This is a genomic window from Psychrobacter proteolyticus, assembly GCF_038155145.1.
Classification (GTDB): Bacteria; Pseudomonadota; Gammaproteobacteria; order Pseudomonadales; family Moraxellaceae; genus Psychrobacter; species Psychrobacter proteolyticus_B.
In genome coordinates this window covers 171,529-183,654 of sequence record NZ_JBAKAY010000002.1, presented here as the reverse complement: position 1 = coordinate 183,654, position 12,126 = coordinate 171,529, and the positions used below count along the sequence as shown (strand labels likewise).

Genomic DNA, 12,126 nt, shown 5'->3' with positions numbered 1-12,126 from the left:
TTAAGAGCGTCTCGGATCAAATGCGTCACGCAGTGCTTCACCAACGAAGATAAGCAATGACAAAATAAAGGTCAAACTAAAGAATCCTGACAAAGCAAGCCAAGGTGCATCGAGGTTGTTTTTCCCTTGTACCATTAGCTCACCAAGAGACGGTGAGCCAGGCGGCAATCCATATCCTAAGAAATCCAGCGCGGTCAAAGCGATAATATTGGCCGTTAAAATAAATGGCAACTGCGATAAGCTAGAAGCTAACGCATTGGGTAAGATATGTCTGAGCATAATTTGGCTGTCCGAAACGCCTAAATTGCGTGCAGCTCGCACATAGTCAAAATTACGGGCTCGCAAAAACTCTGCCCGTACCAAACCAACCAGTCCCATCCAACCAAACAGTAGCATCATAGCGAATAGCATAATAATACTGGGACTAAACAGACTGACCAAAATAATAATCATAAATAGCTGAGGCATACCGCCCCACACTTCCATAAATCGCTGCCCTGCCAGATCTACCCAGCCGCCATAATAGCCTTGTACCGCACCAACGATAATCCCAATCAGTGCGCCTGCAAGCGTCAAGGCCAGACCAAACAGTAACGACACTCGCATACCATAAAGTATCCGTGCCAGCACATCACGCCCCATATCATCAGTACCAAGCCAGTTCTGGGCATTGGGCGCTGCTGGATAAGGCAGACCAAGCTCGACGTTGGGCGTCTGATCGGCAAACGGGATAGGCGGCATTATATAAAACCCTTGCTCATCAATCAGCGACTGCACTGCAGGGTCTTTATAATTGGTTTCGGTCTCAAATACACCGCCAAACGTTGTTTCAGGATAGGCCTTTAATACCGGAAAGTAATAATCGCCTTGATACTGCACTAATAATGGTTTGTCATTGGCAATGACATTAGCCGCCATGCAGATGACAAATATTACTGCGAAAACAAACAGCGATATCATCCCAAGTCGATTTTGACGAAAGCGATTGAGTCGTGCTTGCCACATAGGGTTTAAGCGAGGCTTTTTAGAAGTAGATAGCTGCTCAGGCATTGGCGCTTTACCTGGTTCGCTATTAATAGGACTGCTCTTTGATAAAGGTTGATTATTTGACATTAGCGCCCCTCAAAATCAATACGAGGATCAATTAAGTGGTAACTTAAATCACTGATTAATTGCAGTAGTAGCCCTACTAAGGTAAAGATAAATAACGTGCCAAATATCACTGGATAATCGCGTTGTTGAATGGCTTCAAAACCTAGCAAGCCCAAACCATCAAGTTTAAAGATAATCTCAATCAAAAAGTTACCCGCAAAGAAAATACCAACAATAGCAGCTGGGATACCTGCAATGATAATCAACATTGCATTGCGAAACACATGTCCGTATAGCACTTGACGCTCACCTAAGCCTTTAGCGCGAGCGGTCAGTACATACTGCTTGCCCAATTCCTCTAAAAAGCTGAATTTTGTCAGATAAGTCAAGCCTGCAAAACCGCCTACAGTACTCGCCAGCAGCGGTAACGCTAAATGCCAAAAATAATCTTTCACTTTACCAAGCGCGCTGAGCTGATCAAAATTCTCGGACGTCAGTCCCTGTAATGGAAAAATATTCCAATAGCTGCCGCCCGCAAAGAACACCAGTAAAATCACTGCAAAGACAAACACAGGTATCGCATGTCCGATAGCCAGCAGCATAGCAGTGGCTTTATCAATGCCTGAGCCATGATGCATCGCTTTATAGACACCCAGTGGAATGGCTATCATATAAATCAGCAGTGTACTCCACAGTCCAAGCGATATCGAGACTGGCAGCTTCTCTATAATAAGGTCGGTCACCGACTGCCCTTTAAAAAACGACTCACCAAAATCTAGCTGAGCGTAGTTCTTTAACATAAGCCAAAATCGCTCTGGGGCAGATTTATCAAAACCATATTGGGCATTGATCGCGGCGACCATCTCCTCAGAGAGACCGCGCGTGCCTTGATAAGTGCTGTCATTACCACCTGCACTGCCCGCGCCGATATTACCGCCAAGCGCATTTTCTTTTGCACCCTGTTCGATAAGTGCCAGCTGCTGCTCAACAGGCCCGCCTGGTGCGGCCTGTACGATCACAAAGTTGGCAAGCAATATCAAAAATAGTGTCGGCAATATCAGTAGTAGTCTTTTTAAGATATAACGACCCATAATGGCGACTTCCTAAATAAAGAGAGATAGCAATGACGTTCAGCAGCAAATTGCGTTGTGTTAAAGAGGTGCTTAAAAGCAAACTATTTGTTAAAAACTTACTTTAAAAGTTGTTTTTCAGCTCACGTAACGCTGCAAATACCGTCAATGACTTCTCATCATCGATAGGCATTTTTGATTTAACCCCTGCGATTACACTTGGCTCTTGTGTACGTAAAAACACATTTATCGCGCGCTCATGCTCTAGTGTCACTGGTAGCGTTGCCATGCCTTGCTCAGTTTGAGCCTCTGCTCGTGCTAATGCTTGCTGCATTGCTTCGTTGTCAGGTTCAATAGACAGGCCAAAACGCAGATTACTCACTGTATATTCATGCGCAGGATACAGTAGCGCCTCATGAGGCAAGCCGTTCAAACGCTTAAAGCTCTCATGCAATTGCTCAATCGTACCAGTAAACACACGTCCGCAACCTGCACTAAACAACGTATCACCGCAGAAACAGTGCTTTTGCCCATCGATATCTAAGATATAAGCCATATGGCTAGCGGTATGCCCTGACACATCCCAAACTTGCGCAGAGCAGCCCCATGCGCTCACCGTGCTACCATCTTTGATGGTTTGATCTTCATCGACGCCATGTTCACTATGCGCAACCAGATGAGTCATCGGATACGATTCCTGTAACTCTGCGACGCCGCCGATATGATCATGATGATGGTGAGTCGTCCAAATCGATGTTAGTTCGAGCTCATGCGTCTCTAGATAATCAATGACCGGCTGGGCTTGGCCTGGATCGATGACAATCGCTTGCTTATTATTTTCATTAATCAATGTCCAGATATAGTTATCGCTAAATGCTTTGATTGGGTGAATACGGATACTCATGTTAAATCCTTACCGGTAGTTATTTTTGTTACGTGTTATTTTGAATTATCTAGGGCGTGTCCTCAATTCAAACGAGTGTCCTCTAAATGAGCTAAAAACAGCTAAATTTTGCCAAACATCGTCAAATAGTTGGTCAATATCTCGATATTATCTGCACTATTTTCCTCGTTTGACGGCAATTTATCTCATTTTTATCACCATTTTTAAAATGAGGATACGCCCTAATCTAACTGTTATTTGATAGCAATAGCATATATTCGATAACAGCAGCATATATGCTATTGCTATCCGTTGTTATCGGGTCAAACCCTGTAGTAAATACTGTTTATTGTTTTAAATATTTATTGATACGCCCTTCTGCCTCTTTATCCACCCACCAGTAATCGATACCAACAGCATTGGTCGGTAGTTTTTCGGTATGGCGATACTGATCCCAGTAAGCGACATTGGTACCAGATTTGCCGTATAGCGGTACGACATAATGACCTGCGCGCAGCAACCGGTCTAGCACCTGCGTATACAGTACAATCTCGTCACGATTTTTAGCATTACCAAGGGCAGCAACGACCTTATCGACAGCTGCATTCTTGATACCAGCACTGTTATGATTGCCAGGCTCGTCAGCAGCAGCACTACCCCAAAATGCCGCTTGCTCAGCACCAGGAGATAGACTTTGGGCAAACACGTCCACGACCATGTCATAATCAAAACGGCGCATACGCTCATAATATTGCGGCCCATCGACTTGGCGCAAAGTAGCATCAAATCCCAAGCGTTTTAGATTGCGAATATAAGGTAACAATACACGGCCCATGGTCTCGCCTGTCATCAAAATCTCAATCTGGGCAAGCGATCCATCAGGCTGATATAGTTTCATATTCTCATAATAAAACCCAGCCTCTAACAATAGCTTACGCGCTTCTAATAGCCCTTGACGATTAAAACCATTACCATCGCTAGTGGGTAGCTGCCATTTTGCTAATGTTGCTTGGCGCTGTGTCGGTTCGAGCTCAGACAATAACGGTGTCAATACCTGCATTTCTACATCAGATGGCGTACCCGTTGCAGCGAGCTCTGAGCCATGAAAGAAGCTTTGCAAACGCTCATATTGCCCATGAAATAAGGTTTTATTCATCCATTCAAAATCATAAGCAGCTGTCAGTGCTTGGCGAACTTTGATATCTTGAAAAATTGGGCGGCGCAAATTCATCACTAATGCTTGCATCGGTACTGGATTTTGGCTGGTTATCGTCTCTTTTTGGATAAGCCCTGCTTTCACTGCGGGGAAATTATACCCAGTCACCCAGTTCGATGCTTTATTTTCGGGGCGAAAGCGGTATTGACCAGATTTAAAACCTTCAAAGGCAATCTCGTCATTTTGATAATAAACAAACTTGATCATATCAAAGTTGTAGCGGCCACGATTGACCATCAAATCACGCCCCCAATAATTGGGATCACGTATATAACTTACCGAACGTCCCGCATCGACGCGACCCAATTTATAAGGACCACTACCCATCAATGGTGATAGACTGATTTTCTCAAAATCGGTATCAATGGAAGATTTGGCAAATATAGGAAACTGCCCAACGGTCAGTAAAATCTCTTTGTTGTCAGCAGAGGCAAAGACAAACTTTACTTGTTGATCATTAATGATTTGAATGTCTTTGATATCACTTAGATAACTGCGAATATACATGGGGCCTTTGTTCAATATCGCCTCAAAAGTCGCTTTGACATCGCGACTGGTTACACCCGACCCATCCCAAAAACGAGCATTAGGATTGAGATGATAGATAATCCAGCTTGTATCGTCTGGATCATATGTTACTTTACTTGCCAACTGTGGATACATGGTAAATGCTTCATTTAATGAACCAGTCATCAAAGTATCATACAGATAGTCTGTGCCAATCATCGCCACGCCTGTGGTCATCCATTTATTGGCGCTATTAAACGTACCGCGAGCATCTAGAGAAAGCGTGCCCCCTGATGGCGCTTTTGGATTGGCATAAGGTAAGTAAGGTGCATTGATGTACTCAGTAGGACTATTGTGACCAAGCGCGGTCCTCGTGATAGGTGCAGCGATACTGCTCGGTATCCAACTGACGGTGATGGTTAGCAATACAGCTTTTAACAGGGCATTTTTTATTATCATGACGTTATAACAAACCTCTATGCTAACCAATATAAATATCAAAACGTAAAGCCTGACAGCAAAACAGCGTTATAGCAAAATTTTATCATAGCAAACTTAGGTTTTTTAACACTTTAGCGCAGAAGCTCCCTACTTCTAAAGTAGTGGGATGAATGCATTGTTGGTAGTAACTATTTCTACATGTGGTATTATTAATAATAAATATAGCACGAAATATAAGCACCGTCTGTATGCCCACTCAAATTCTAAACGCCCATAAAGTTAGGATATATCCTAATGCCGATCAGCAAGTATTCTTTGCTAAATCATTCGGTTGTACGCGCTTTATTTGGAATAAAATGCTTGGTGATAAGATTGATCATTACAAAGCTACTAAAACCACCCTAAACAACACCCCAGCTCAGTACAAAAAAGAGTTTGAATGGCTCAAAGAAGTGGATAGCCTGGCATTGGCTAACGTACAGCAACAGCTAAGAGCTGCCTATAGCAAGTTTTTCAAACAAGGCTCAGGTTTTCCTAAATTCAAGAAAAAAGGCATTAAAGACAGCTACACCACCAACAATCAAAAGGGAACGGTAGCCGTCACAAAAAACACCGTTAAACTGCCTAAAATAGGCCACATCAACGCCAAATTCCCCAGTAAAATAAACGGCTTAATAAAAAGTGCCACCATAAGCAAAACCCCATCAGGCAAGTATTACGTCAGCCTATTGGTTGAAACGGTCGTTGAGCCACTACCAAAGACTCACTCTAATATCGGCATTGATTTAGGACTGACCCACTTCATCGTCTTATCAAATGGATGCAGAGTTGCCAATCCTAAGTTTCTGGCAAAGTTGCAAGATAAACTGGCGCGAGAACAAAAGATTTTAGCCAAACGTAGAGCTGTGGCCAAAGCGGATCAACGTAAACTATCAGAGAGCGGTAACTACAAGAAGCAAAAACTTAAAGTTGCTAAAGTCTACGAGAAAATAACCAATAGCCGCAAAGACTTTCTACATAAGCTCTCATTCAATATCATCAAAAACCACGATGTTATTGCTATTGAGGATTTGAATGTAAAGGGTATGGTTAAGAACAGGAAACTTGCCAAAGCCATATCGGACAGCGCTTGGTCGGTCTTTACCACCATGCTGGCATATAAAGCGGAATGGTACGGTAAAACGCTTGTTAAAATAGACCAGTGGTATCCATCCTCTAAAACGTGCTCAGGATGCAGTCACTTGCTAACGAAAGCTGAATTACCGCTGTCGTTAAGATCTTGGAATTGTCCAAGTTGCCTGCAAGAAAATGACCGAGACCTCAACGCCAGTATTAACATCTTAAATCAAGGATTGCTACTGGCTAAACACTCAAAAACTGTCGGTGCGACAGGGTTAGCTTAGTCAATTCGCTTAACCGCTGATACAGAATATCGTGTCAAGTATGAGCGTTACCTAAGAAACCCCTACCTCTAAGGTAGTGGGTAGTTCATCCTAATGGTTTGCCGTGTTACGCGGCATCAGTGCGACATCTATCAGTACTACATCATTGATATTAGATATAATGGCAGCAGATATTAAACGCTTCTTCCTAAAACTGCGCATCGACAAATATACTCATAAAAAAAGACGCAACTTGTAAAAGCAGCGTCTTTTATTTTAAAGGCTATTATGACTTATGCATGCTTTTTTTCAAAAGCAATCATAAAGTCAACCAGCTGCTGTACCCACTCAAGTGGTACGGCATTGTAGATACTGGCTCGCATACCGCCTACATCACGATGACCTTTTAGATTTAACAAGCCAGCTTTTTCTGACTCTTCTAAGAATACTTTATCAAGGCTGCTGTCTGCTAAAGTAAACGGCACGTTCATGATAGAACGATACTTAGAATCTACTGGATTATTATAAAAACTGCTCTCATCGATTGTCTTATAAAGTAAATCGGCTTTTTGCTGATTGATTTTACCGATAGCAGCCACACCGCCCTGCTCTTCCAACCAATCAAACACTAACCCAGCCAAGTACCAAGAATACGTCGCTGGCGTGTTAGACATAGACTCTTTGTCAGCTTGATGCTCATAGTTCAGCAGCATAGGACACCATTCGCTGGCCTGCCCCATCAAATCATCACGGATAATGACAATGACTAGGCCTGCAGGACCGATGTTTTTCTGCGCACCCGCGTAGATCATGCCAAATTTAGACACATCTATCGGCTGTGACAAGATACAAGATGACATATCAGCAATGATTGGCGCATCTACTTGTGGTGGCTCAAATATCTGTAGGCCATGAATCGTTTCATTGGCACAGTAATGAAAATAAGCCGCGTCTTCACTGATGCTCCAATCGCTTTGCGCTGGTACGTCAGTAAAGTTATTCTCTTTGCCAGTTGCAACTAGGTTAATTTCGCCCAGACCCAACGCTTCATAGCGCTTGGCTTCTTTGATCGCTTTACTTGACCATGCGCCTGTCGTCAAATAGTCACCGCGTCCACCATTTAACAGGTTCAATGGAATCGCAGAAAACTGTAAGCTAGCGCCACCTTGCAAAAACAGCACTTTATAATTATCTGGTATTTCCATAAGCGTGCGTAGCTTAGCTTCCGCTTTGTCAGTAATGGCCATATACTCTTTACTACGATGGCTGACTTCCATGACCGACAGGCCGCGACCTTGCCAATCAAGCAGTTCGCTCTGCGCGCGTTCTAATACGGCTGTTGGCATGGTAGCAGGTCCAGCACAAAAATTTGGCAGACGATGCGGTGTGGCAGTTGCTGTAGACGTTGGGGTTGTAGGCATAATCACAGTCCTAGGTATGATGAAATAAAAGGATGTTTTTTATTTCAGTTTGTTGATAAAGGCATTGGTATCGACGTTAGTTCTCATACAACTCAATGAGATATCTGCTCCCACAACTGACGTTTAGCATCACTGTCTGCGAGCATTTCTTCTAATGTCGGCACAGTGGTCAGATTGGGATGTTGGAGGCCGTCAGGCAGCGCGGTCAGTGCAACAACTTGTATCTCTTCGCTTCGGCCAATTCGAAAAATATATCCTGCAAGACTGGCATTGGCAAGCTCAGCAGTATCCATACCGTCGCAAATCGGGAATGATGTTGTCTCACAAGTGATTGATAGCGCTTGAGTGATGTTTTGCCATAGTTTTTGACTGTCACTATTTAGCGCTTTGATATCAACCAATATTACCCAGTCACCATAGCGGCCACCTTGCAGGTCAAATGGTGCTACTTTTTTTAAGCTATCATCATTTATGCTGTCATCACTAGTACTCTGTGGAAAACTACTTTGCGGAAAATTACTCTGCGCAAATTGAGGTTGCTCAATATGTGCATTCGTAGAGGTTACAGCAGTTTGGTTCGATGCAGTACTTGGGATGTCATGATAGATAGACCCAGCACTTGAACTAACAGCATCTGAACTGACCGTATTTGAATCAACGGAATCAAAACTATAGGTAACAGGGCTTTGCTCACTAGCCGTCTGTTCAGTGGTAGCTTGCAAATCAGTACCATACTCATCGGCAACATAGTCGCTAGCGTTATAATCACTGATATCATAGCCATCAGTCGGTTGATCAACTGTGCCTACAGCTTTAGCGCTCGCTACCTCATTGTTGTTAGACTCAATATCAATGGAATCAATATGTGATTGCTCAACCGAAGCTGTCGCAATGTCAGCCATATTGATGGTTTCTGACTCAGGCTGTACCCACTGATTGATACCCATCATCGCTAGAATTTGTCGTTGCTGCACACGGCGCTGTAATACAGTTAGCGGGTCTTGGGTATCACTCATTTGACTCTACTATCCCTACTCATTTTGTTTATATCATTTATAAATGTTTTTATTATTTTGGCAGCTCTCACTGAGTATGCATCACACTATTAATCAAATACTAAATACATACCAATCAAAACAACTGTCGAATACCGAGCCAACGCTCTGATATTACCAACAAACAATCGTATTCATCTTGGCTGATTATCGTATCGTGTAACATCACCGTATGCAACGTACTTAGCCATTGGCGATACTCATTATGCGTCGGCTGGCTCATCTCACTTTCATTATAATCTATTTGGCTACCATCCTGTTGCTTCTCTCGATAATTATCAGCATTCTGAGCACCTACCACGCGCTTGAGAGAGTGATTGGCAGAGACAGGAACCGCAGAAATAATCGCCAATAACTGAATGCCATTCAAATGCTGTGCTGTCAATAATAGCCACTGCAAATTAACATCGCTTACTGTCACAAGATCAATATCAATCAAGCGCGCATGTCGTCTCAAATCTACAATATAATGCGCTACACTGTCGTTACCTTCACTCAATAACGATCGGTCATGCATTGAGATCATCTGACCTTTTGCATCTTTTGATAGTCGATAAGCCAATAAGACAACAACTGATACTTCTGATTTATTAAGACCTGTAAATACTTGACCCGAAGGATCTAGTTGCGATCTTACGTCTTCCATACCAGTATTCAGTATTTGCGGCCATAGAGACTGCGCGTCTGTATCTTGTAAAACTTCAGATAATATTGGTAGCAACTGCTGCAAATGTAACGCTTGCCATAATGATAATATTGGCGATTTTTGATGTGCTAAAGCTAACGAATTATTCAGAGCCATAGCATGAGCGTTATCACTAGGTATATTTTGATCTGACAAATCATAAGCTAAGCTTTTGGTTAAGTCAGATGTCAGCTGTTGGCTAAATAACTCAAATATGCCCTGCTGATAACGCCACAACATCGTACGGCATTTTTCTTGTTTTTTATAGTACTGATGACTGTCGTGACTATGATCGTCTTTACTTTTGAGCTTCAGATCTTCGATACATAGTTCAGATAAATTCTGTTGACGTAACTGGTTTAAAGCAAGCTCAATCAAAGCGCTGTCTAAACGCCTGTCCAAACTGGCTACTACTGTCATCAGCTTAGTATCTATCTTATGTAGCAATACTTGCTCATGGGAAGTCGAGTCAGTCGCAACAGAGAAGCCATCACTCCAAATATCATTCAAACTATAAGTGACAGTCGTTGATAAGGGCTGATGCTGATGGCAAAGCAAGACAGCTTCGACTAATGCTAGCGCACCTAAAGGATGATGACTATGATTGAGTATGTACTGCGGTAGTGATACCTTTTGAATATCGCTAACTTCAATTAGCGTGTTTTCTGGTAGATCAGCGTCAGGTTTGGACTGCCACGGTTTTAACAGCTGATGAGCGCCAACGTCTTCGGCCTGTACTTGAAGTCGCCCATCAATTACCACATCAGCTTCTACGGCAAACTCTAAACCGTCATCAATCCCTGATTCGCTACTATCCGTATTACGACCGTCGCTTATAGACTCAGCAAGAACTTCTTCGTCACTTGTCTGTTTATTGTCACCTGTATTAATCGTCGCAGCTGTTTGAGATCCAAGTAACGACGACTGCTGCAAGTTTTTTTCTGGGAAATCTTCACTTAGGCTATTTTCTTTTGTTGCTCCCCAATCACCTAAGCGGCGTTGCCTATATATCTCTTTAACTTTTTGCTGATTTATTCGCTTTTCTTTGGCGACTTGTACTGCGAATTGATGATAAGCATCCGCATTAATAGCGCTCATACGCTCAGTCAAGCTTGGATGGGTGGCAAACCATGATACATCACCCAAGTCTGCCCCACTACTAGCAAAGAAAAAATGACTGAGTCCATTGATATCGGCGATGCCAGACAAACGCGAGCCGAGCGAGTCTTGATGAATGGCTTTTAAGGTTTCGATAATCGCAGGTGTACGTGTCAATTGAACACTAGTGGCATCAGCAAGTAGCTCACGCTCACGATTAAAACTGTGCTTAATCAACTGCGCGCTTGCCATACTAGAGAAGCTTAAACCATGCAGTAGCAATGTCCAAACACTACGCGAGGCTTGACGATCTATTATAGGTGGCGTTTGCACCCATTTAGACTGACGCTTGGCTGAGGACTGCTGTTGTTGTGATTGCTGCTGCCAGTAAGCGACCCATTCACTATGCGTGGTGAAATTGGCGGTTTGCGCTTCTGTATTGCGTGCCAACATATCAACCTGTCTCTGTGATAGAGACTTTTGGGAAATACTATCGCTATCAAAGTGACTATAATTAGAGAGACGATTAGAGATATGATTGGATATTGGGTCACTCCAGTCATACAGTATCTGCAAGCCTGCCAATACCACCATCAGCTGTAAATTAAAATTGGCATCGCCGTGCAATATATGACCATATTCATGACCGATGAGTCCATATAGCGCCTCATCAGACAGTTTATCTAACGCACCTTGGGTAACGACAAGTACCATATCTTGATTATGTCGACCAGCGACAAAACCATTGATACCCTGCTCGTCAGGTAGCACGTACAAAATAGGGGTTTGCAAACCTGAAGCAATGGCCAGTTGCTGTGCAATTTCATAGTAGCGACGATAAACGGGTGGAAAATCGCGCTCGTCACGTACTGCTATATGACGCGAACGATAGCGAACCTTTTCTTCAGCTTCGTGTTGATGAGCGACTCCTTGACTGTGCTCCCATGCTTCTTGACTATTATCAATGAATAGCCTAACTGCTCCTACTCGCTGAGCAATAGCGCGGCCACCTGCTCGCAGACGTCGATACTCTAAAAAACTACCACCAATGAAACTACCTAACGTCAAGACAATGACCAGAACCAATACCCAATGATATATACCGCCTGTAAATACTGTCAGCAGTATAGACATGACAGCCAGTCCTACAGCCATATGAGCAAGTACAATCAAGAAAAACAGTCCATAAAGTAATAGACTGCGACGTGTACGTATCCGCTGTTCACCAAAAAAATCCATCAGATTAGGCTGCCTAGAGTTCGCCAAAATTATCTAA

8 protein-coding genes are annotated in these 12,126 nt (G+C 43.2%); 1 reads left to right on the top strand and 7 read right to left on the bottom strand.

Annotation, left to right across the window (positions count from 1 at the left end):
* The 4 genes from V6252_RS03280 to V6252_RS03265 form a co-directional block, all read right to left on the bottom strand.
* The gene (locus V6252_RS03280; RefSeq protein WP_341609432.1) at positions 1-1,050 is read right to left on the bottom strand and encodes an ABC transporter permease; all 1,050 of its coding nucleotides are present in this window, start codon (positions 1,048-1,050) and stop codon (positions 1-3) included.
* 62 nt (positions 1,051-1,112) lie between these two features.
* Complete coding sequence (gene yejB / locus V6252_RS03275) at positions 1,113-2,183, bottom strand: microcin C ABC transporter permease YejB (RefSeq protein ID WP_341609262.1); 1,071 nt, start codon at positions 2,181-2,183, stop codon at positions 1,113-1,115.
* A 103-nt stretch (positions 2,184-2,286) separates the two neighbouring features.
* Positions 2,287-3,066, bottom strand: a complete 780-nt coding sequence (gloB, locus tag V6252_RS03270; RefSeq protein ID WP_341609261.1) for a hydroxyacylglutathione hydrolase — start codon at positions 3,064-3,066, stop codon at positions 2,287-2,289.
* A 325-nt stretch (positions 3,067-3,391) separates the two neighbouring features.
* Positions 3,392-5,224, bottom strand: a complete 1,833-nt coding sequence (locus V6252_RS03265) for an extracellular solute-binding protein (protein ID WP_341609431.1) — start codon at positions 5,222-5,224, stop codon at positions 3,392-3,394.
* A gap of 233 nt (positions 5,225-5,457) precedes the next feature.
* Between V6252_RS03265 and tnpB the strand changes: the two genes are divergently transcribed.
* Positions 5,458-6,612, top strand: a complete 1,155-nt coding sequence (gene tnpB / locus V6252_RS03260; protein ID WP_341609260.1) for an IS200/IS605 family element RNA-guided endonuclease TnpB — start codon at positions 5,458-5,460, stop codon at positions 6,610-6,612.
* 272 nt (positions 6,613-6,884) lie between these two features.
* Here tnpB and serC read toward each other — a convergent pair whose 3' ends face one another.
* From serC to V6252_RS03245, 3 genes are all read right to left on the bottom strand, one after another.
* Positions 6,885-8,012 carry a 3-phosphoserine/phosphohydroxythreonine transaminase gene (gene serC / locus V6252_RS03255; RefSeq protein ID WP_341609259.1) on the bottom strand — a complete coding sequence of 376 codons (1,128 nt, stop codon included), beginning with the start codon at positions 8,010-8,012 and terminating at the stop codon, positions 6,885-6,887.
* A 92-nt stretch (positions 8,013-8,104) separates the two neighbouring features.
* Positions 8,105-9,028: a DNA polymerase III subunit psi gene (locus tag V6252_RS03250; protein WP_341609258.1), complete on the bottom strand. Its 924-nt coding sequence runs from the start codon at positions 9,026-9,028 to the stop codon at positions 8,105-8,107.
* Positions 9,029-9,143: 115 nt separating this feature from the next.
* Entirely contained in the window at positions 9,144-12,116 is a 2,973-nt protein-coding gene (locus tag V6252_RS03245) for a M48 family metalloprotease (RefSeq protein ID WP_341609257.1), read from the bottom strand.
* Positions 12,117-12,126 lie beyond the last annotated feature (10 nt).

Excerpts from the sequence above, each read along its gene's own strand:
- V6252_RS03280 (WP_341609432.1), bottom strand. The coding sequence starts at position 1,050 with ATGCCTGAGCAGCTATCTACTTCTAAAAAGCCTCGCTTAAACCCTATG.
- yejB (WP_341609262.1), bottom strand. The coding sequence starts at position 2,183 with ATGGGTCGTTATATCTTAAAAAGACTACTACTGATATTGCCGACACTA.
- gloB (WP_341609261.1), bottom strand. The coding sequence starts at position 3,066 with ATGAGTATCCGTATTCACCCAATCAAAGCATTTAGCGATAACTATATC.
- tnpB (WP_341609260.1), top strand. The coding sequence starts at position 5,458 with ATGCCCACTCAAATTCTAAACGCCCATAAAGTTAGGATATATCCTAAT.
- serC (WP_341609259.1), bottom strand. The coding sequence starts at position 8,012 with ATGCCTACAACCCCAACGTCTACAGCAACTGCCACACCGCATCGTCTG.
- V6252_RS03250 (WP_341609258.1), bottom strand. The coding sequence starts at position 9,028 with ATGAGTGATACCCAAGACCCGCTAACTGTATTACAGCGCCGTGTGCAG.